Source organism: Campylobacter sp. 2018MI34, from assembly GCF_016598975.1.
In the GTDB taxonomy this organism is placed as follows: domain Bacteria; phylum Campylobacterota; class Campylobacteria; order Campylobacterales; family Campylobacteraceae; genus Campylobacter_D.
Genome location: NZ_JAENKS010000019.1, coordinates 1 through 21173, shown reverse-complemented (window position 1 = coordinate 21173; position 21173 = coordinate 1). Strand labels below are relative to the sequence as shown.

At 26.8% G+C, this 21173-nt stretch carries 17 protein-coding genes and 1 tRNA gene; 15 read left to right on the top strand and 3 right to left on the bottom strand.

The genetic code is table 11. The annotated features are described in order from the left end of the window. Window positions 1-56 precede the first annotated feature (56 nt). Genes JG676_RS05895 through recR form a run of 3 tightly spaced genes read left to right on the top strand, consistent with a single transcriptional unit; the run spans window position 57 to window position 2546 of the window. Entirely contained in the window at window positions 57-731 is a 675-nt protein-coding gene (locus JG676_RS05895; RefSeq protein ID WP_200169534.1) for a response regulator transcription factor, read from the top strand. Beyond that, window positions 728-1975, top strand: a complete 1248-nt coding sequence (locus JG676_RS05890) for an ArsS family sensor histidine kinase (RefSeq protein ID WP_200169535.1) — start codon at window positions 728-730, stop codon at window positions 1973-1975. Before JG676_RS05895 ends, JG676_RS05890 begins: the two co-directional genes overlap by 4 nt. Further along, window positions 1965-2546, top strand: a complete 582-nt coding sequence (gene recR, locus JG676_RS05885; RefSeq protein ID WP_200169553.1) for a recombination mediator RecR — start codon at window positions 1965-1967, stop codon at window positions 2544-2546. The genes JG676_RS05890 and recR overlap by 11 nt, the downstream gene beginning before the upstream one ends. Here recR and uvrC read toward each other — a convergent pair. Beyond that, complete coding sequence (uvrC, locus tag JG676_RS05880) at window positions 2543-4330, bottom strand: excinuclease ABC subunit UvrC (RefSeq protein WP_200217616.1); 1788 nt, start codon at window positions 4328-4330, stop codon at window positions 2543-2545. The genes recR and uvrC overlap by 4 nt on opposite strands. After that, window positions 4320-4775, bottom strand: a complete 456-nt coding sequence (locus JG676_RS05875) for a hypothetical protein (protein WP_200217615.1) — start codon at window positions 4773-4775, stop codon at window positions 4320-4322. The genes uvrC and JG676_RS05875 overlap by 11 nt, the downstream gene beginning before the upstream one ends. Window positions 4776-4912: 137 nt before the next feature. Between JG676_RS05875 and guaA the strand changes: the two genes are divergently transcribed. The 8 genes from guaA to JG676_RS05835 all read left to right on the top strand — a co-directional run bounded on the left by guaA (window position 4913) and on the right by JG676_RS05835 (window position 15204). Continuing rightward, window positions 4913-6448, top strand: a complete 1536-nt coding sequence (guaA, locus tag JG676_RS05870) for a glutamine-hydrolyzing GMP synthase (protein WP_200217614.1) — start codon at window positions 4913-4915, stop codon at window positions 6446-6448. Between the two features lie 243 nt (window positions 6449-6691). Further along, the gene (locus JG676_RS05865; RefSeq protein ID WP_200217613.1) at window positions 6692-8104 is read left to right on the top strand and encodes a hypothetical protein; all 1413 of its coding nucleotides are present in this window, start codon (window positions 6692-6694) and stop codon (window positions 8102-8104) included. Window positions 8105-8332: 228 nt separating this feature from the next. Next, a complete protein-coding gene (gene purD, locus JG676_RS05860) occupies window positions 8333-9586 on the top strand; it encodes a phosphoribosylamine--glycine ligase (RefSeq protein WP_200217612.1) in 1254 nt (417 codons plus the stop codon). After that, complete coding sequence (locus JG676_RS05855; protein ID WP_200217611.1) at window positions 9583-10035, top strand: RDD family protein; 453 nt, start codon at window positions 9583-9585, stop codon at window positions 10033-10035. Before purD ends, JG676_RS05855 begins: the two co-directional genes overlap by 4 nt. Beyond that, a complete protein-coding gene (locus JG676_RS05850) occupies window positions 10025-12070 on the top strand; it encodes an LPS-assembly protein LptD (protein WP_200217610.1) in 2046 nt (681 codons plus the stop codon). The genes JG676_RS05855 and JG676_RS05850 overlap by 11 nt, the downstream gene beginning before the upstream one ends. A 70-nt stretch (window positions 12071-12140) precedes the next feature. Continuing rightward, window positions 12141-14240 carry a polyribonucleotide nucleotidyltransferase gene (locus JG676_RS05845; RefSeq protein ID WP_200217621.1) on the top strand — a complete coding sequence of 700 codons (2100 nt, stop codon included), beginning with the start codon at window positions 12141-12143 and terminating at the stop codon, window positions 14238-14240. Continuing rightward, window positions 14233-14733 carry a DNA-deoxyinosine glycosylase gene (locus JG676_RS05840; protein ID WP_200217609.1) on the top strand — a complete coding sequence of 167 codons (501 nt, stop codon included), beginning with the start codon at window positions 14233-14235 and terminating at the stop codon, window positions 14731-14733. Before JG676_RS05845 ends, JG676_RS05840 begins: the two co-directional genes overlap by 8 nt. A 15-nt stretch (window positions 14734-14748) precedes the next feature. After that, the gene (locus tag JG676_RS05835; protein WP_200169545.1) at window positions 14749-15204 is read left to right on the top strand and encodes a low molecular weight protein-tyrosine-phosphatase; all 456 of its coding nucleotides are present in this window, start codon (window positions 14749-14751) and stop codon (window positions 15202-15204) included. Window positions 15205-15209: 5 nt separating this feature from the next. Here the strand turns inward: JG676_RS05835 and JG676_RS05830 are convergent, their stop codons facing one another. Then, window positions 15210-17300 carry an RNA degradosome polyphosphate kinase gene (locus JG676_RS05830; protein WP_200217608.1) on the bottom strand — a complete coding sequence of 697 codons (2091 nt, stop codon included), beginning with the start codon at window positions 17298-17300 and terminating at the stop codon, window positions 15210-15212. A 206-nt stretch (window positions 17301-17506) separates the two neighbouring features. Here JG676_RS05830 and nrfH point away from each other — a divergent pair, with 206 nt between their 5' ends. The 4 genes from nrfH to JG676_RS05810 all read left to right on the top strand — a co-directional run bounded on the left by nrfH (window position 17507) and on the right by JG676_RS05810 (window position 20628). Further along, entirely contained in the window at window positions 17507-18007 is a 501-nt protein-coding gene (nrfH, locus tag JG676_RS05825; RefSeq protein WP_200169547.1) for a cytochrome c nitrite reductase small subunit, read from the top strand. Window positions 18008-18025: 18 nt separating this feature from the next. After that, on the top strand, window positions 18026-19834 hold the full coding sequence (locus tag JG676_RS05820) for an ammonia-forming cytochrome c nitrite reductase subunit c552 (protein WP_200217607.1): 1809 nt from the start codon (window positions 18026-18028) through the stop codon (window positions 19832-19834). A gap of 101 nt (window positions 19835-19935) precedes the next feature. Next, the gene (locus JG676_RS05815; RefSeq protein ID WP_200169554.1) at window positions 19936-20493 is read left to right on the top strand and encodes a hypothetical protein; all 558 of its coding nucleotides are present in this window, start codon (window positions 19936-19938) and stop codon (window positions 20491-20493) included. A 45-nt stretch (window positions 20494-20538) separates the two neighbouring features. After that, window positions 20539-20628, top strand: a tRNA-Ser gene (locus JG676_RS05810). Window positions 20629-21173 lie beyond the last annotated feature (545 nt).

Here is a 21173-nt window from a genome sequence, read left to right as displayed (position 1 = left end):
TTACCAAGTTTTTAATATAATTTAAATAAAATTACATTAAAAATTAAGGAAAAGCAATGATTAATGTTTTAATGATAGAAGATGATCCTGATTTTGCACAATTGTTATCTGAATATTTAGCTCAGTTTAATATAAAAATTACTAATTTTGAAAATCCACGTTTAGCTTTAGAAGCTGGGATTCAAAATTATGATTGCTTGATTTTAGATTTAACTTTACCTCAAATTGATGGTTTAGAAATTTGTAAAGAAATAAGACAAAAAAGTCATATTCCTATTATCATATCTTCAGCAAGAGGAGATTTAAGTGATAAAGTTGTAGGACTTCAAATTGGAGCTGATGATTATTTGCCAAAACCTTATGATCCAAAGGAGATGTATGCAAGAATTATCAGTCTTATCCGTCGTGCCAAAAGAATTGATAAGCAAAGTTCTACAGAAAATTTAAACTCTGCCTTTAAAATTGATGAAAAAAAGCACGAAATTACTTATAACAATCAAGTTTTAACTCTAACTCCTGCAGAATATGAAATTTTAGAATATCTTATCCAGCAAAATGGATACTCAATATCAAGGGAGCAACTTGTTAGTCGTTGTAAAAATTTAAAAGATAAAGATTCTAAAAGTTTAGATGTGATTATAGGAAGATTAAGAGTCAAAATAGGAGATAGTTCAAAATCACCTAAACATATTTTTTCAGTTAGAGGAATAGGATATAAACTTATAGGATGATTAAAAATTACTCCATTAATACAAAATTAATTATTTTGTTTATTGTAACTTTCTTTTTAGTATGTGTTCTTTTTATTTTTCTTTTAAAAGTTGAAGGTAATATTTATAACAAAGAAGAAAGTTTCAAACAAGAAAATTTAATTAAAAGTTTATTGAGCAATTATAAAAATGAAGTTGATACCGATTTAAAAAAATATTTAATCAATAGTGGTTTTAATATGATTAAAAATAATCAACTTGCAAAACTCATTCGTAAAGAAGGAAAAGTTGCTTTTATGCAAGATGGAGATTATTGTAATCTTTATTCTTTGTTTTACAACAATAATCTTTATTTAGATATGCAATGTAAAAATTCATCTAATGCTTTATTTGAACAAAGTGTAAACAATAGAGTATATAATCTTTTATTGGCAGGATTTTTCTTTTTTTCTTTTTTAGTTATTTTTATGTATCTTTCTGTTTTAAAATCTTTAGAACCATTAAAAAAACTTCGTATGCAAATTGCAGAAGTTAGTAACGGAAAAAAACCTAAATTTGAAAACTATCAAGATGATGAAGTAGGAAAAATTGCTTTTGAATTTGAAAAAGCTTTTAAAAAAAATCAAGAGCTTATAGAATCAAGACAACTTTTTTTAAGAACTATTATGCACGAACTTAAAACTCCTATAGGTAAGGGAAGAATTATTACTGAAATGATTAAAGATTTTAAACAAAAAGATCGTTTAAATGATATTTTTATAAGACTTGACCTTTTAATTAACGAATTTGCAAAAATGGAAAGTTTATTTTCCAAAAATTATAATCTTAATATCACGCAAAATCAATTTAGCGTGATATTAAATGAAGCTAAAATTTATCTAATGCGCGATGATTTGGATAGAGTTATTAATATAAAATTATATTCAGATCCTTTTTTAAATGTTGATCTTGAAATTTTCTCTTTAATACTAAAAAATATGCTTGATAATGCACTTAAATATTCCGATGATGGAACTTGTAAATTAGAATGCTATAAAGATTCTTTTGTAATTAAAAATCCTGGAAAAAAATTAAGTCAGCCTATTGAATACTATTTTAAAGCTTTTTCAAGAGAAAAATATGAAAAAGTTGGAGGAATGGGACTTGGTCTTTATATAGTTTATGAAGTTTGCAAGCTTCATAATTTTGAATTAATCTACAATTATGAAAAAGGGAAACACTGCTTTATGGTATTTTTTGGAGAAAAAACAAAAAATGGCAATTAAAGGCATAGAAAAATTTAACAATCTTGTAGAAAGTTTTGCATCACTTCCTACAATAGGAAAAAAAACTGCAATTCGCCTAGCTTATTATATTTGCACAAGTAATCATTTAGAAGGTATGAAACTTGCACATAATATAGAAAATGCTTTGCGCTTTATTAAACCTTGTGCACAATGTGGTGCTTTAAGCGAAAATGAACTTTGTGATATTTGTATTGATGAAAATCGTCAAAAAGATTTAATCTGTATTATACAAAGTCCTAAAGATGTCTTAATCATCGAAGAAAGCAATAGTTATAATGGATTTTATTTTGTTTTAGAAAACTTAGAAGAAGAAACCATTCAAAAACTTATTTCTATGATAAAAAAAAATAATACCAAAGAGCTTATTTTCGCTTTCACTCATAGTATAAACTCAGATACTATGATTTTTTTTATAGAAGAAAAACTAAAAAATCTAAATTTAAAATTTAGCAAAATAGCACAAGGTATCCCAAGTGGCGTAAATTTAGAAAATGTAGACTTTATTTCACTGCATCGCGCTATCAATTTTAGAACAAATATAGAAAATTAAATATTTTTAATTTTTTGTGCAATTTTTTTATTACAAATAAGGCTAAGCTCATTAAAATCTGCCTTATAAATATTTTCAAAATTTCCAAAATAATGAAGTAGTTTTTGTATATTTGCCTCACTTAAACCTAAATTAAGAAGTTTTGAGCTTTCTAAATCTTGTTTTCTTTTAATTCTTTGATGAAAACTTATAGCAAAACGATGTGCTTCATCTCTTAATTTTTGCAAAAATTGCAACTTTTTATCATCAATGCTTAAAGAAAATTCTCCTTTTATAGAATGAATTTTATCTTTTGCTCCGCCTTTTGCTCTATGAGATTTAAAATCAATTTTTTCTTTTGAAATAGCTAGAATATCAATATTTACTCCACTACTTTCAACTATAGCTTTTGCTAAATCAAGCAAAGTTTTTCCTCCATCAATCAACCATAAATCAGGTGGTGGATTTTTATCAAAATCTTTTGCTCTTCTTGTTAATACTTCTTTCATTTGTTCATAATCATTTTTATAATGAAGATGAAATCTTTTATATTTTTGCTTATCCCATCCATCTTGCTTATAACAAACCATAGCTCCTACTATAGCTGAACCTTGCAAATGAGAATTATCAAATACTTCTATACAATTTGGAAAATTCTCGAGCTCAAAATATATTTTTAATTCATTTAAAATTTCAAAAGAATTATTTTTCTTATAAGAATTTATATTAATTAAAGCATTTTGATATGCTAAATTACAAATTTTCCTTTTTTCGCCTATTTTTGGATTTTTTATACTAATTTTTTTTGAAAATCTTTTGCAAAGCAATTCTTCAAGAAGTTTTAAATCTTCAAATTCTTCATAAACATAAATTTGGTTTGAAATAATAGGTATATCATTGCTAAAATTTTCCAAAATAAATTGTTTATAAATTCCATTTTTATCAAACATATCATCTTTTAGAATAACTACTTTATGATTTGATCCAATTACTTTACCATTTTGAATTACAAAACGCAAAAGAGAAAGCAAGTTATTTTCATAAGCGATAGCAAAAACTTCAAAATCTTCTAATTTTGCAAGATCAATTTGTATTTTAGTTTCTAAATCTTTAATAGTAGCAATTTGATCTCTAATCTTAGCGGCTTCTTCATAATTTTCATTTTGAGCTAAATGTAACATTTGTTTTTCTAAATTTTTAACCAAAATACTAGGATTTAATAAAGCATTAGTCGCCTCATTTAAAATTTTTTCATATTCATTTTTTGAAATCAAATTAGCACAAGGAGCTTTGCAGCGACTAATCTGATAAAAAAGACAAGGGCTTTTACAAGAATTCTTTTGTCTTAAAGGATAATAATAATAAAGAGCATTTAAAAGTTCTTTCACGCCCTTAAAAAAAGGTCCAAAATATTTAATTTTATTTTTTTTAATTAATTTTCTCGTGCTTTGAAATCTTGGAAATTCTTCATTAAAATCTACATAAATATAAGGATAAGTTTTATCATCTCTTAGCAAAATATTATATTTTGGATGAAGTTGTTTGATAAAAGAATTCTCTAAAATCAAAGCATCAGCTTCTGAATTTGTGGTTATAAATTCTAAATGTATGGCTTCTTTAATCATTTTTTGAATTCTTAATGAATTTCTAGGATTTGGAGCAAAAAAAGGTGTAAAAGTAAAATAAGATCTTACACGATTTTTTAAATTTTTAGCTTTCCCTACATATAAAAGTTTGCCATTTTTATCAAAATACTGATAAATTCCTGAGCTTTTGGGTAAAGTTTTTAACTCGTCATAAATCATTGATTTTTGCTCTTAATTCTTCAAATTGTGTATATAATTTTTTATTTTTAAAAGGATTTTTAAATTGAGCTTTTGAAAGTTCAACATAAGATGTTTTTTTTTCATCTTGTATAAAATTTTGTTTTTCCCTATAACGCTGAGAAAAAATTTTGATAGTATTGACTTTATCAAATGGAGTGTTTAAAAATCTTTTTGTAAAAATTTTTATAAGAACTTTAATATTATTTTTGGTATCATCATTGTTTAAATCTTGATATCCAACGGAATGAAAAGTAACAATATTTAAAATATTGTTATGAATAAAGATTTTTGAAATTAAATGCTGATGCTTTAGATCCATTAGTTTTAAAAATTCTTTATAGAGGATAAAATTTTTTAAGGGTTTATAATGATGAAGGCTTATCATATCATTTATAATAACATTAACACTTTTAATTTTCTTCATAAAATAATTTTAACATTTTTTTTCTTAATATTTTTAAGTGCTTGTGGTTATAAAGATAATCCTGAGTATATAAGCTATGATCAAAATAAATCTATTAAAAGTATTAAAAAATATGAAAATTTAAATAGGTGGTAATAATGAAAAAAGATTATATTCTAGTATTAGATTTTGGCTCTCAATACACACAATTAATTGCAAGGAGATTGAGAGAACAAGGTGTTTATACAGAAATCCTACCTTTTAATGTAAGCTTAACTGATATAAAAGCTAAAGAACCTAAAGGTATTATTTTAAGCGGAGGTCCTGCTAGCGTTTATGCAACAGATGCTTATTTTTGCGATAAGGGTATTTTTGATCTAAATTTACCTATACTTGGAATTTGTTATGGAATGCAACTTATGGCTCATCATTTTAAAGCTAATGTTATGCCAGCAGGACATAAAGAATACGGAAAAGCAAGTATAGAAATTAAAAAAGATAGTGCTTTATTTAAAAATTTACCTAAAAAACAAATTGTATGGATGAGTCACTCTGATAAGGTAGAAAATCTCCCAGAAGGTTTTGAAGTTTTAGCTACAAGTGAAAATAGTCCTTTTTGTGTTTTTGCTGATGAAAAACGTAAATTCTTTGCTTTACAATTTCACCCCGAAGTCCAACATAGCGAATTTGGAAAAAGTATACTCAAAAATTTTGCTAAATATGCTTGTAATTGTGAAAGTATTTGGAATATGGGTTCTTTTGCCAAATCTCAAATCCTTAAAATTCAAGAAGAAGTAGGCAATGATAAAGTTCTTTGCGCAGTAAGTGGAGGGGTAGATAGCAGTGTAGTAGCTGCCTTACTCGCTAATGCCATCAAAGAACAACTTATTGTTGTTTTTGTAGATAATGGCCTTTTAAGATCCAAAGAAAAAGAACAAGTGGAATTTATGTTTAAAAATACTTTAAATATTCCGCTTATTAGTATAGATGCAAGTGAAATATTTTTAAGTCGTCTAAAAGGTATAATTGATCCTGAACAAAAAAGAAAAATTATAGGCAATACTTTTATAGAGGTTTTTGAAAAAGAAGCTAAAAAACATAATGATGTTAAATATCTTGCACAAGGAACACTTTATACAGACATCATAGAAAGTTCTGTTGTAGGAGCAAGTAAAACTATTAAAAGCCATCATAATGTAGGAGGACTTCCAGAAAAAATGAATCTAAAACTCATAGAACCTTTAAAAGAAATTTTCAAAGATGAAGTGCGTGCTTTAGGACTTGAATTAGGACTCAACAAGGATGTTGTTTTCCGTCATCCATTTCCAGGACCTGGTCTTGCTATACGCATTATGGGAGAAGTTAATAAAGAAAGTTTAGATTTATTGCGTAAAGCAGATATTATTCTAATTGAAGAATTAAAAAGCACGGGTTGGTATGATAAGACTTGGCAAGCATTTTGCGTGCTTTTAAATGTTAAAAGCGTGGGTGTTATGGGCGATAATCGTACTTATGATAATGCAATTTGCATAAGAGTTGTTAATGCAAGTGATGGAATGACGGCTACCTTCTCTCATTTGCCTTATGAAATTTTAGAAAATATTAGTAGGCGTATTATTAATGAAGTACATGGAATAAACCGCGTTGTTTATGATATTTCTAGTAAGCCACCTGCAACAATAGAATGGGAATAAATATTTCTAAAAAATAATTTTTGATATTTTTTAAAATATCAAAAATTTTAAATAAAAATTTATATGCTCTCTTTTTTTCTTACATCTTATAATTATATAAGCAATAAGTTATATTTGAAATCATTCTAGTTTATCTTTAATTTTAATACATTCATATTAAAATTAAAGATAAACTTTTATATTTATTATATAAATTTTATAAAAATAAAGTTAGAATCTTATGAGAATTTTCAAGGAAGAAGTATGCACGGAAAAATAGCAATTTATATGGATTCAACAGGACGTGGAACTGTAACTAATTCAGCTAAAATATTTTTTGAGTTTAACCGCCAAATTTGGAGTGATAAAAGAAGTATGCCAAGTGCTGGAATGCTAGTAGAGTTTCGCTCAGATGGCAAAACTATTACCGGAATTCGCCCTTCTAAATTTCAAGAATTTAAAGAAGGTGATTTTATTACTGAAAATGACTTTTGGAAAACAGATAATGATGATGAGCTTGAAGATTTGCAAAATACTCGTAGAAGTGCATATGTAACAGAACTTTATCGCAATACAGATTATGACACTATAGAAAAAATTCCTCTTTCTTTTACTATACCCCAAGCTATACAAAAATATTTTTCAGGAGAAATTCTTTCTGTAGAAGCTTTAAAATCTAACATTCAAGATGAAAAAGAAATTCCATGTATTTTGGACTATATTATCATAAAGCGTTTTTTAAACAAAGCTCTTGATACTTTAATTTTTATGGACAATTCTATAGATCAAACACAATTTAGTGTTTTAAAAAGTATAATAATGCATCTTGAGAATTCCTATACAGATATGAAAGATAAACATAAAATGTTTAATATTAATAAAATTTTCAATGAAACATTTTTATCACTTCAGTGTCATTATCAAGCGCTTCTTGCCACTATAGATACAAGAACAAATCGTTCAGCTTCCCTAGAATCTCAAATTAAAAATCTCAATCTTGAATTAAATTCAAAAGCCAATATCAATCCTGAAAAAGCTAAAGCTAAACAAGAACGCTTAGAAAAACTTCAAAAAGAAAATGAGTATTACAAAACCTCGCTTAAACGTCTCATTGCCATTAAAGAAGATTTTTATAAAAAAAATTTAAGTATTTTTGAAAATGCTTTTAAATTATCTAAAGAAAAACTTTTTTCAAAGATTATAACAGGACTTAATTTATGTGCAACCATTATGGATATGAAAATTTGGAAACTTTCTTTAAAATCATCGGGAGTAAAAAACTCGTATTTTACAAGAAGTAATATAGAAAATTCTTTTTGTTCCTTATCCTTTGCTGAACACTATTTAAGTCGCCTTAATAAATCAGCACTTAATCCTTTTGATCACAAACTTTTACTTTATATTCAAAAAATTTCCAAAGAACAAAGAAAAAAATTTTTAGTCGTTACCTCAGATCTTGATTTGCTTTGCAAAATTAAAATTGAAATTTTTTCTTTAAATCCTTATTATCTTGTAAAATATGCCCCAAAAAAAGTTAATTACCAATCCTTAATGAGAGATAATACTTTTGATATAGTTTATATTGATGAAAAACATATTTGGGATAGTGCTGCAGATATTATACTAGAAGGAAAACACTTTGATAAAACAGGAAAAACAAAATTTAAACTTATTTAACTATAAATTTTTAAGTTAAATACCGCTATAATTTCAAAGCCTAAGCAGTATAGCATTTAAAGATTCAACAAAAAATATTTAACTGTGAATGTATAATTTACTGTGTCTGTGGCTTCGTTTGAGTTTTTTAAGTTAAAACGAGAAGTTGCAGCCTTTAAAAATTATCTAGCGGTTCTCTTGACTTCTTGGAGTCGTTTAAAGTTAGCTGTTTAGGTTTTAAGGAGATATATGAAAATATTAATTTTAGGCAGTGGTGCAAGAGAATACTCCATAGCTTTAGCTTTAAAACAAACTACAAAAAATTTAGATTTGTATTTTTCTCCTGGTAATGGAGCTACTCAAAATCTTGGGATTAACTTAGATACTAAAGATATTAATGAACTTGTAAATTATGTCAAAGAAAATAAAATAGATCTTTGTATAGTAGGAAGTGAAGATTTTTTAGCAAAGGGAGTTGTTGATATTTTTAAAAAAAATAATTTAGCTATTTTTGGACCAACAAAAGCTGCAGCAATGCTTGAAAGCTCTAAAATTTTTATGAAAAATTTTTTAAATAAATACAATATTAAAACTGCAAAATTTTTAACTACCAGCAATTTAGACGAAGCTAAAAGTTTCATACAAAAATTAACTCTACCTATTGTTATAAAAGCAGATGGTCTATGTGCTGGAAAAGGTGTAATCATTGCTTTAACACACGAAGAAGCAATAAGTGAAAGTAAAAAAATGCTCAGCGGAGAAAGCTTTGGCGATGCTGGGAAATCTATAGTTATTGAAGAGTTTTTAGAAGGATATGAACTTAGTGTTTTTGCTATTTGCGATGGGAATGATTTTATTCTTTTACCTGTAGCACAAGATCATAAAAAACTTTTAGATGGAGATAAAGGACCAAATACTGGAGGTATGGGTGCTTATGCTCCAAGCCATTTGGCCAATGAAGAACTTTTAGAAAAAATTAAAAAAGATATTATTATACCAACCCTAGAAGGAATGAAAAAAGAGAATAAGGAATTTTATGGAGTTCTTTTTATAGGCTTAATGATAGTGAAAAACGAACCTTATGTTTTGGAATTTAATGTGCGTTTTGGAGATCCAGAATGTGAAGTTTTAATGCCTTTAATTAAAAATCCCCTTGAGCTTATTTTAGCTTCAACTCAAAAACGTTTAAAAGATGTAAGACTTGATTTAAAAGATGAATTTGCTATAGGAGTAGTTTGCGCGAGTAAAAATTACCCCTATAAAAATTCAGAAAAAAGTGAAATTATCATAAAAAATATTCCCAAAAACTCTCATATTTCTTATGCTGGAGTTAGCTTAGAAAACGATAAGCTTATGGCAAATGGAGGTCGTATTCTAGTATGCGTTGGTTTAGGTAAGAATCTTAATGACGCCAAGCAAAAAGCTTATGAATTATGTGATAATATTCATTTTGAAGGAAAACAATTTAGAAAAGATATTGGATTTTGGGCTTTTAAACAATGAAAGAAGATTTATTTGATAAACTTGAACGTGAAAATTTAGAAATTGCTAGTTTCTATAAAAGAGCATTGGCTTATTTAATAGATAATATAATTTTATCTTTCATAGTTTTTATTATATTTTATAATCAATTTTCTATGGCAAAAGATGCATTTGAAATAACACAAATTTTAGGAAATTTCTCGTTAGGTTTTATACTCCTTCATTTTTTTTATCATACCCTCTTTACTTATATGTATGGAGCAAGCTTAGGGAAAATGGTTTGCAAAATTATAATTATAGATGAAGATTTATTTGATAAACCAACGCTAAAACAAAGCTGCATAAGATCTGCCATAAGACAAATAAGCGATATGGCTTTTATGTTAGGTTTTGCATGGGCTCTAGGAAATAATTTACGTAAAACTTGGGAAGATTACATAGCAAGGACAATTGTTGTTAATGCTGCGTAAGATTTTCTTGCTTTTAGGAAGTACTTTTATTCTTAATGCAGTAGAAGTAAATATCTATGCTTTAGATGTAAAAAAAGAAAAAAATATAATTACCGCAAGTAAAGATGTTGTTATTTTTTCTGATTTTTATTTTATTACTGCAAATAAAGCAATTTATAACGAAACAAATCAAGAAGTAGAGCTTTTTGGCGATGTAAATGTTCTAAGAGGACAAAATGAACGCTTGCATTCAAATTATGCCAAAATTAAACTCAATACCGATGAAGCAAAATTTCAAAATTTCTTTTTTTCTAATAATAATCTTGAAGTATGGTTTCAAAGCAAAAATAGCTATTTAAGTAACAATAAATTTGAAAGTCATATTTCTAGTGTCTCAAGCTGCAATGTTGAAGATCCTGATTGGGAAATTCGTTTTAGCGATGGATGGCTTAATAGAAAAAGCAATTTTATTCATCTTTATAATGCAAAATTATATGTTAAAGGTATTCCAATTTTTTATTTGCCCTATTTTGGTTTTAGTGCAGATACACATAGACAAAGTGGATTACTTATCCCTCAAATTGTTTTAAAAAAGAATGAAGGACTTTATTATAGGCAACCAATCTATATAACTTATAAAGATAATTGGGATTTAGAATTAAATCCTCAAATTAGAACAAAAAGAGGTTTTGGTTTATATTCTGATTTAAGATTTGTGGATTCTTTATATTCTATGGGGAATTTAAATTTTGGTCTTTTCAGAGAAAAAAAACAATATTATCTTAAAGAAAATTTAAAAAATCAAACTCACGGGGGTATAGAATTAAAATATTTAAGGAATAATCTTATTAAAGGCTTGCTTGGAGATAATTTTCAAGAAAGTTTATGGATAGATGTAACCTATCTTAATGATATAGATTACTTTAATCTTGGTCCTAGCAATTACAATGATTTAACTTCACTTGTTACATCAAAAATTAACTATTTTTTAGCAGATGAAAATAATTTTTACGGAGCTTATGCAAAATACTATATTGATACTTCAAAAGTAAATAATAAAGATACTTTACAAGAATATCCATCTTTTCAATATCATAGATTTTTAAATTCCTTATGGGGAGAAAATATTCGTTATTCTTTTGATGCATCTTTTCATAATTATTATAGACAAGTAGGGCCTTATGCCAATCAACTAAATTTAACTCTGCCTTTTTCTTATCACGATGTTTTCTTTAATGACTTTTTGCATTTTACTTTTACTGAAAATTTTTATGCCTCTTTTGTTAATTATGCTCAAGATCCTCAAAAAAGCAAAGAGCATCTTTTTAAAAATACCCATGAATTTAATTTATACACCGATCTATCAAAATCATATAATGATTTCTTTCATACTCTAAATTTTGGAATTAATTATTTATTGCCTGGAGCAAAATCAGGTTTCATAACAGAAGACTATCTCAAATCAGAAAATGAGGAAGAAAACTCAAAACTATATGTAGTACAATATTTTTACAATCAACTTGGAGAGAAAAAAATTAAACATCGTTTTAATATTAATTATTTAAATCGCCAAGATAAATTTGATAAAATAGAAAATTTATTTACTTACTATTATAATGATTATATCAATTTTAATAATGAAATAAAATATTCTTATTTACAAAATCGTTTTAGTAAAATTTTAAATCAATTACAAACTAGCGTTATTCCTAAATTTAATTGGAACTTTTCACATGCTTATCAAAATGATGAATATGGAAAATACAGCTTTATAAGTACACAAGCTAATTATAAATTTAATCAAAATTATTATATTTTTGGTGGAATTTGGCTTGATACTCAAAGATCTCATGCTAATATGTGGGAAATTGGATATACTTACCAAAGAAAATGTTGGAATTACTCCTTAGTCTATAGAGAAAAAATTGACCCTCAACTTACAAGTGGAGGAATTAGCGCTAAAAACCAAAGTGGTGTTTATTTTGTATTTAACTTTTATCCTATAGGAGGAGTTAAATACGACTTTTCTTTACAAGAAAATGAAAATAAAATTTAAAAGGATTATTTTGTTTAATTCATTTTTAAAAAAAATAACTAATACTCTTTTTGGAGAAAAAGGAAATCAAATGCAATATGATATACAAATTAATAAAAATTTAGAAACTTTTTATATAGATAAAGTCGCTAAACAAGCTCTAGGTTCTGTTTTAATGCAAGTTGGAAAAAGTGTTGTTTTAGCAACTGTTGCCAAAGAGGATAAAAAAGTTGAAGAAGATTTTTTACCTTTAACGGTTCAATATATTGAAAAAACATATGCCGCAGGAAAAATCCCTGGCGGGTACGTAAAAAGAGAAACTAAACCTAGTGATACAGAAACTTTAAATGCAAGAATTATTGATAGAAGTTTAAGACCATTATTTCCAAAAGGTTATCTTTATCCTACACAAATTACTCTGATGATACTTTCAGCTGATCAGGAAACAGATTTGCAAGTAATAAGTCTAAATGCTGCAAGTATTGCTCTTTATATAAGCGGGATTCCTATTAAAGCTCCAGTATGTGGAGTACGTATTGCAAAAATTAATGAAGAATTTATTCTTAATCCAAACAATCAAGAACTTCAAAAAAGCTCTTTAGATCTTTATGTATCTGGTGTAAAAGATGAACTTTTAATGATAGAAATGAGAGCATTGCCAAGTAAAGACAACAATATTCAAAAAATGAATGAATTAAGCGAAGATGAAACAATAAAGGCTTTAGAAATAGCTCAACAAGCAATTTATGAAGCATCTTGTATTTATGAAAAGACTTTTGCTAAACACAAAAAAGAAATTGACATTGAATTAAAAGAACAAATAGAAAATAACGAGCTTTTTGAATTTATAGAAAAAAACTATTTAGATGATATCAAAAATGCTATTAATCAAATGGCAAAAAGCGAAAGAGTAAGCGAACTTGATAAAATTTCTCAAAAAATCTTAAATTTTCACTCCAATGAAGGATGGAATCAAGAAGAAATTTTAAATATCCTATTTCTGATTAAAAGAAAAATTATAAGGGAACAAATTATTTATGAAAGAAAAAGAGCTGATGGAAGAGCTTTAGATGAAGTGCGTCCTATTGATATAGAAACAAATATTTTACCAAATGCACACGGATCCTGTCTTTTTACAAGAGGACAAACTCAAGCACTTGTAGTAGCTACTTTAGGCAATGATAACGATGCACAAATGATAGATTTACTTACAGAAAAAAATCCTATCAATGAGCGCTTTATGTTTAATTATAATTTTCCAGGATTTAGTGTTGGAGAAGCAAGTCCTATAAAAGCACCTGGTAGAAGAGAGTTAGGGCATGGAAATTTAGCTAAAAGAGCTCTTTATCCAAGCATAAATGAAGATTATCCTTATGTCATTCGCTTAGTAAGCGAAATTTTAGAAAGCAACGGATCAAGTTCTATGGCTTCAGTATGTGGAGGATCTTTAGCTTTAAGAGCTGCTGGAGTACAAAGCATTGATCTTATAGCAGGTGTTGCTATGGGGCTTATTTTTGAAAAAGACAAATATGCCATATTAACTGATATTATGGGCTTAGAAGATCATGATGGAGATATGGATTTTAAAGTAGCTGGAAATAAAAATGGTATTACTGCTCTACAAATGGATATAAAACTTGGTGGTATAGATAAAAAAATATTAAAAGAAGCTCTTGTACAAGCAAAAGAAGCAAGAATTCATATTCTTAATATTATGCAAAAGGCTAATGAAAATATTATAGTCAATGAAGAAATTTTACCAAAATTAGAATTATTTAAAATCGATCCTTCAAAAATTGTTGATATCATAGGACAAGGCGGAAAAACAATCAAAGAAATTGTTGAAAAATTTGATGTTTGTATTGATATTGATAGAGATAAGGGTGAAATAAAAATTGCAAGCAGTAATAACGAATGTATAAAACTAGCTAAAGAATACATCTTAAATATCATTAAAGGAAAGAAAAGGGAAGCCCTTAAAGATATTTCAGAATTTGAACTTCATCAAGAATTTATAGGAGTTGTAAAAAAAGTCGCTTCATTTGGTGCTTTTATTGAACTTAAAAATGGTATAGATGGACTACTTCATAGTTCTAAAATCAAAAATCCACTTAATGTTGGTGATGAAATAAAAGTTAAAATTAATGAAATCAAAAATGGAAAAATTTCCGTAGATTTAGTAAATGAATGATATTATCACCCATCCTTTAGAGCCATTTTTTGATAAAAATTCAAAAATACTAATTTTAGGCTCTTTTCCTTCTATAAAATCAAGACTTAGTGGATTTTATTATCAACATCCAAGAAATCATTTTTGGAAAATTTTAGAAAAATTATACCAAGTAAAATCATTAAATAACATCGAAACTCAAAAAAAATTTCTAAAAATGCATCATATAGCCTTATGGGATGTTTTACAAAGTTGTAAAATTAAAAATTCAGATGATAAAAGCATAAGCTTTGTGAAGATGAATGATTTAAGTCAAATTCTAAACAAAGCAAAAATTGAAAAAATAGCTATAACAGGTCAAAAAGCTTTTACTTTATTTAAAAAATATCAAGAATCTTTTATAAAAGAAACTTATCCTAATATTCGAATTTTAACCCTTCCTTCAAGCTCACCTGCCAATTTGAATTTTAGCTTTGAACAACTTGTTCATAAATATCAAGTTATATTAGATTAAACACAAAGGAAAAAAATGAAAAAAATTTGTTTTGTATGTTTAGGAAATATTTGTCGTTCCCCTATGGCTGAATTTATTATGAAAGATTTAATTCAAAAAGACAGTACCATATCTGTAGAAGTAACAAGTGCTGGAACTTCTGGATATCACGATGGAGAAGATATGCACATAAAAACAAAAGAACAACTTAAAAAAGCTAACATTAAAGCAGATGGATTTATCAGTAAAAAACTAACACAAGCTATATGCGATAACAATGATTACATCGTAGTTATGGATAATTCTAATTTTAATAATGTCTTAAAAGATTTTAAAAATACAAAAAATAAAATTTTAAAACTTACTCAATTTGCAAAAGAACTAAACTACGATGAAGTTCCAGACCCTTGGTTTACACATAATTTTGACGAAACTTATAAAATAATTTCTTTAGCTTGTAATAATCTTTTAAATTTTTTAAAATCAAACTGAAAAATTTAATCATTTTTAAAAAGTTTAATAGCTAATGACTTTGCTTTACTTTGATCTGTATCTTTTTTTAAGGTTTTATAAATTTTGCTTACATAATCTTCTAAAATAGTATGAGAATTAATACGTTTTTCATTTTTTTTAGGAATTATTTTATGATATTCTCCATCATTATTTAACTCATAAGATAGTATATTATCATCAAGCTGTAAATGTAAAATTTTAGAAAGCTTAGCTCTACTTCTTTCATCAAAAATAGGAGACATTAGCTCTAGTCTCCTTTCTAAATTTCTAGGCATCCAATCAGCACTTGAAATAAAATAATTTGGCTCACTATGTTTAAAATAAAATATTCTTGCGTGTTCTAAATATTTACCAACAATACTTTTAACTCTAATGTTTTTACTATAAGTTTCACCTGGTCTTAAACAACAAATTCCACGCACAATAAGATCAATCTTAACACCTTTAATAGATGCCTCATATAAAGCTTTAATAATATCAGGATCAACTAAAGAATTCATTTTAGCAATGATTTCACCCTCTTGCTCTTTTAAGCTTTCTATACGAATCATTTCAAGAATTTTTTCTTTAATTTGATTAGGACTCATTGCTAAAGTTTTTAAAGTTCTATTTTTATTAAACCCTGAAAGAATATGAAAAAAGCTGGTTGTATCTTTTGCAAATTCTTCTCTGCTAGTAAAATAACTTACATCAGTATAAATTTTAGCACTACTTGCATTATAATTTCCCGTGCTTAAATGAACATAGAATTTAAGCTTTTCATTATGTTTTCTAATTACTTGTGAAACTTTAGCATGCACTTTAAATCCAGTTATACCATAAATCACGTGAGCACCTGCATCTTCTAAAGCTTTAGCCCAATGTAGATTATTCTCTTCATCAAATCTTGCCTTAAGCTCAACCATAACCGTTACTTGTTTCCCATCACTTGCAGCATCAATTAAAGCTTGAACTATATTTGAGTTTTTCTCAACCCTATAAAGTGTCATTCTTATAGATATAACCTCTGGGTCTTTGCTTGCTTCTTTTATAAATTTATATACAGGATCAAAGCTTTCAAAAGGTTGTAATATCATTATATCTTCTTTATCGATGGCATTAAAAATTGAAGTATTTTCATTAAAAGGAGGCAATACTTTTGGAGTATAAAGAGGATTTAAAAGATGAGTAAAAGTTTTATTTTCAATAATCTGCCAAAGTGCTGGTAAATTTAAAAGTATAGAATACTCATATACATCTTTATTAAAAATTTTCATATGAGTATTTAAAAATTCCATAATCTGCTCATCTACATTTTCCTGAATTTGAAGTCTTACAAAAGCACCTTTTCTACGAAGCTTTAAACCTTGTTCTAAAATCATCATAAAATCATCAGCTTCTTCTTCTTCTATAACTAAATCAGCATTTCTTGTAACTCTAAAAGCCGCAGAAGAAAGAAGTTTATAACCTGGAAAAATATCTTCTATATGAGGATTTACTATACTTTCAATAGGAACATAAATATTTGAACTTACTTCATAAAATCTTGGCAATACTCTAGGAATTCTAATCATTCCAAATTTAATAAGTTCAGGATTATTTTTATCACAAATTTTAACAACCAAAGAAAAAGATAAATTATTTAAATGCGGAAAAGGATGCGTAGCATCTACTGCTATAGGAACAATTACAGGAAAAATATAAGAGAAAAAATATTCATCACATTTTGCTTTTAAATTTTTATCAAGTTTTTCATAAGACTTAATAAATAAATTTTCTTTTTCAAGTTCTTTAGTAATTTGAATAAAATATTTTTCTAAAAGTTTTTGTTCTTGATGAAGATATTTTCGAATCTCTTTTAATTGCTTTAAAGGAGTCATTTCATCGCTACTACTTGCATTGATCCCAGCAGAAAAAAGTTGTTTTAATCCTGCAACTCTAATCATATAAAATTCATCTAAATTAGTACAATAAATTGCAATAAATTTTAATTTCTCAAGTAAAGGTAAGTCTTTAGAACATTGATCTAAAACACGAGAATTAAATTTAAGCCAAGAAAGTTCTCTATTTAGAAACATACTAGGATTAATTTGCATTCAAAACTCCTTTTTATAATGCATAATATTTATTTTAATAATATTATAAATTTATTAAAAACTTTACTAAATTTCAATAAAAAATAAAATAATAAATCTTTTTTGATTAATTAAGAGTAAATATATCCTTAAATTAATATTAAATATATATTAGCTAAAATTCCAATTTTTATTTTCCTATTATCAATTTCTAAAGGAGATTTTTTTTGAAGCATAAAAAACCTTTTTTAAATCTTTTTAATGTTTTTCTAATTCTTCTTGTAGCTTTTTTTATCATTGGTTTTTATACTTTCTATAATGCAAAAGGAACCTCTTATCTAAGCAATGCTAGTGAATCTTGTAATAATTGCCATATTATGAATGAAGTTTATAATGACTATCTTGCAGGACCTCACTCTAAAAAAATTGCTGGGGAACCAAGAGCTACTTGTTCTGATTGTCATTTACCACATAATTTTATCAATAAATGGATTGCAAAAGCCCAAAGTGGGCTAGGACATGCTTATGCATTTACATTTAAACTTGATGAATTACCGACTAATCTTAGTGCCAATGAAAAAAGTAAAAAAATGGTTCAGGATAATTGCATTCGTTGTCATGCAGACTATGCAGCAAGTGCAATAAATGCAACAACAAACCATCATTCAAATAATGCTTTAAATTGTGCTTCTTGCCATAGTGGCGTAGGACACAAACTTGGATTTTAATTATTAGGAGGAAATATTATGAATAAAAAAGTTTTATACCCTGGTATAATCACTTTAATTATTTTAATTGCTGGAGTTCTTTGGCTCAATAACGATATAAGCAAAAAACAGCAAGAAAGCTTAGGTGGAATTGATAGTAAAAATTTTGTTGAATTAAGCGATGATAACCCTACTTTTGATACTTGGGGAAAGAATTTTCCGGATCATTTAGATATGTATTTAAAAGTTGAACAGGAAAAACCAATTCCAACAGAATATGGTGGAAATTTAGCTTATTCTAAACTTATACGTTATCCACAACTGACTGTACTTTGGGCTGGTTATCCTTTTGCTCTTGATGCAAACGAAGAAAGAGGACATTTCTGGGTTCAAGTTGATCAAATGGATACAGCAAGAAATAATAAAGATTTTTTAAATGCGCATGGATATAAAGCATTTCAAGGACAACCAACTGCTTGTATGAACTGCCATAGTGGATGGACTCCTTGGCTTATTAAAAATGTTGCAAAAAATGACTGGATTGCTTTTAATACTACCAAATACTGGACTATGATTAAAAATATTCCTGATAATATGACTACACCTACCAATATACCAGAACATGAAAGTATACATGGTGGAAAAAGAATGGGTGTAACTTGTGCCGATTGTCATAATCCAAATGATATGAGTTTAAGACTTACCAGACCTGCAGCCATTAATGCTTTAGTTGCAAGAGGATATGAAAAAGATCCTATACAAGGAATTAAAGCCACTAGAGAAGAAATGAGGACTCTTGTTTGCTCTCAATGTCACGTTGAATACTACTTTAAACCAACAGGAACAAAAGTAAAAGTAATCGGCGAAAGTATAGCAAATGATAATACCAAAAAATGGTGGGATGGAACTCAAAAGACATATGATGAATTTGATTCTTGGAGAGATGGTAATAAAGCTATTGAAATTGAAGCTGATGGGTTAGAGTTAGTTTTCCCTTGGGCAGAATGGAAAAAAGGACAACCATTTAGAATTGAAATGTTTGATGATTACTATGAAAAAGTACGTTCTATATTTGCAAAAGATTGGGATCATAAGATAACTGGTGCGCCTATGCTTAAAATTCAACATCCAGAAAGTGAATTATATAGTGGCGGAGTTCATGCTGCTAATGGAGTAAGCTGTGCTGATTGTCATATGCCTTATATTAGAAAAGGTGCTAAAAAACTTACTCAACATAATATCACTTCACCTTTACAAGATATCAATTCAGCTTGTAAAACTTGTCATACTCAAAGCGAAAGTTATCTAAAAACACAAATTAAAGATATTCAAAATTCAGTAGCATATGATTTAAGAACTGCTGAATATGCTATCGTAAGTCTTATTCAAGATATTAAAACCCTAAGAGATAGCTTATCTAATATGCCAGAATATAAAAATAATAATCAAAAAATCAACGATGAATTAAAAGAAGTTTTAGAACTTCATAGAAAAGCTCAAATGAGAGCAGATTTTGTTGGTGCTGAAAACTCTACAGGTTTTCACAATCCTAGAGAAGCATCAAGAATGTTATTACAAGCTGTAGATATGGCAAGGCTTGGACAAGCTAAACTTGTAGAAATTGCAACTTCTAATAAAATAAATAATTTTAAAATTTCTAATTTAGGGTTTGAAGATATTCAAAAATTAAATCCTGGAGAAATTTATTATAAAACAGATCTTAATGGACATAAAGCTGGAGAGAGATATTATAAACATTCTAATATTAATGGAAATCCTCCAAAAGAGCTTTTAGAAAACGATAAAAATATCAAACCTTACAATTATCAAATTGTTGATAAAAAATAAAAAATTTGGAAGATAAATTTTTATCCTTATCTTCCAAATTCCAAATTTCACTTTTATTTTATACTCCTATTTTATAATAAATTAAAAACAAAAAAAGGAAAATGATGAATAAGCATCAATTATTTAGACAAATTCATATTTATATTAGTTTATTTTTCTTACCTATGGCATTTATTTTTTCTATTACAGGTATTGCATATATTTTTGGCTTTAAACAAGATGTTGGAATAAAAGAGGAAAATTATATAATTAAACAAGTTATAAAAGATGAAGAGCAAGGAAATTTTTTACTTAATTTTTTAAAAGAAAATAACTTAAGTATTCCATCAAATACAAAAATATTTAAAGATCAAAGAAATAACAGCATCAGTATTGGCGGAGTGCATTATCAAGCAAGTATCCTCAAGATAAATGAAAATGAATATAAAATTACAACTAAAAAAAGAAGTTTATTGGGTGATTTAATAATGTTACATAAAAATAAAGGAGCATGGTATTTTTCTGTACTTTCAATAGCTTTTGGATGTGCATTATTTTTTCTTTATTTTTCAGGCTTGTTTATTACTTTATTTGCAAGTAAAAAAAATAGAAAAAAGCAAATTTATGTGCTATTGCTGGGTATTTTTATCACTTTTTTATTAGCCTATTTAAGTCTTTAATTAAGGCTAATTTTAAGCAAATTTATATATAATACCCATTTTAAAGGACAGATGGGTGAGTGGCTGAAACCACACCCCTGCTAAGGGTGCAGATCTTAACGGGTCTCGAGGGTTCAAATCCCTCTCTGTCCGCCACTATAAAATTTTATATTATCTTTAAAACTCTTACCAATCCAATAAATATTTAATTTTTAATATTAAAAGATTGATTTAAAACTTTATCTGTTTTGTTGTAATTTGTAAGCTAACATTTTTATCACTAATTTAACTGAGTAAAATCTCTTTTTTACTCTAGTAAATATTGCAAAAATAATTATCCTTTTATAAAAAATACCCCTCCCAACAAATTCAAACATTCCATTACTTAATAAGTTCTTCTTTCATAATCTTTCATCTAATAATTTAAAATCCTAGATATAAGTTTTCTTTATAGTGTAAAATATATAAAAAACCTTATATAATTATAATCTAGATCTTATCCTTTGCTAAATCTTTTTTATATTTAAGAATAATAAAATTACCATATTTCTTTTTATGCTACTACATTTTATTTCTTTTTATATCATTTTTTAATTTAACATAATAACCTTAACTTACTTAAATGGATATCTTTTACTATTTGTTTTTATAATAATATGTAATAAATATCTTTTACTTCTTATTAAAAAATATCTAATTTA

Excerpts from the sequence above, each read along its gene's own strand:
- JG676_RS05865 (WP_200217613.1), top strand. The coding sequence starts at position 6,692 with ATGCACGGAAAAATAGCAATTTATATGGATTCAACAGGACGTGGAACT.
- recR (WP_200169553.1), top strand. The coding sequence starts at position 1,965 with ATGGCAATTAAAGGCATAGAAAAATTTAACAATCTTGTAGAAAGTTTT.
- JG676_RS05850 (WP_200217610.1), top strand. The coding sequence starts at position 10,025 with ATGCTGCGTAAGATTTTCTTGCTTTTAGGAAGTACTTTTATTCTTAAT.
- JG676_RS05845 (WP_200217621.1), top strand. The coding sequence starts at position 12,141 with ATGCAATATGATATACAAATTAATAAAAATTTAGAAACTTTTTATATA.
- JG676_RS05875 (WP_200217615.1), bottom strand. The coding sequence starts at position 4,775 with ATGAAGAAAATTAAAAGTGTTAATGTTATTATAAATGATATGATAAGC.
- guaA (WP_200217614.1), top strand. The coding sequence starts at position 4,913 with ATGAAAAAAGATTATATTCTAGTATTAGATTTTGGCTCTCAATACACA.
- uvrC (WP_200217616.1), bottom strand. The coding sequence starts at position 4,330 with ATGATTTATGACGAGTTAAAAACTTTACCCAAAAGCTCAGGAATTTAT.
- JG676_RS05840 (WP_200217609.1), top strand. The coding sequence starts at position 14,233 with ATGAATGATATTATCACCCATCCTTTAGAGCCATTTTTTGATAAAAAT.
- JG676_RS05815 (WP_200169554.1), top strand. The coding sequence starts at position 19,936 with ATGATGAATAAGCATCAATTATTTAGACAAATTCATATTTATATTAGT.
- JG676_RS05820 (WP_200217607.1), top strand. The coding sequence starts at position 18,026 with ATGAATAAAAAAGTTTTATACCCTGGTATAATCACTTTAATTATTTTA.
- JG676_RS05835 (WP_200169545.1), top strand. The coding sequence starts at position 14,749 with ATGAAAAAAATTTGTTTTGTATGTTTAGGAAATATTTGTCGTTCCCCT.
- JG676_RS05830 (WP_200217608.1), bottom strand. The coding sequence starts at position 17,300 with ATGCAAATTAATCCTAGTATGTTTCTAAATAGAGAACTTTCTTGGCTT.
- JG676_RS05895 (WP_200169534.1), top strand. The coding sequence starts at position 57 with ATGATTAATGTTTTAATGATAGAAGATGATCCTGATTTTGCACAATTG.
- JG676_RS05855 (WP_200217611.1), top strand. The coding sequence starts at position 9,583 with ATGAAAGAAGATTTATTTGATAAACTTGAACGTGAAAATTTAGAAATT.
- purD (WP_200217612.1), top strand. The coding sequence starts at position 8,333 with ATGAAAATATTAATTTTAGGCAGTGGTGCAAGAGAATACTCCATAGCT.
- JG676_RS05890 (WP_200169535.1), top strand. The coding sequence starts at position 728 with ATGATTAAAAATTACTCCATTAATACAAAATTAATTATTTTGTTTATT.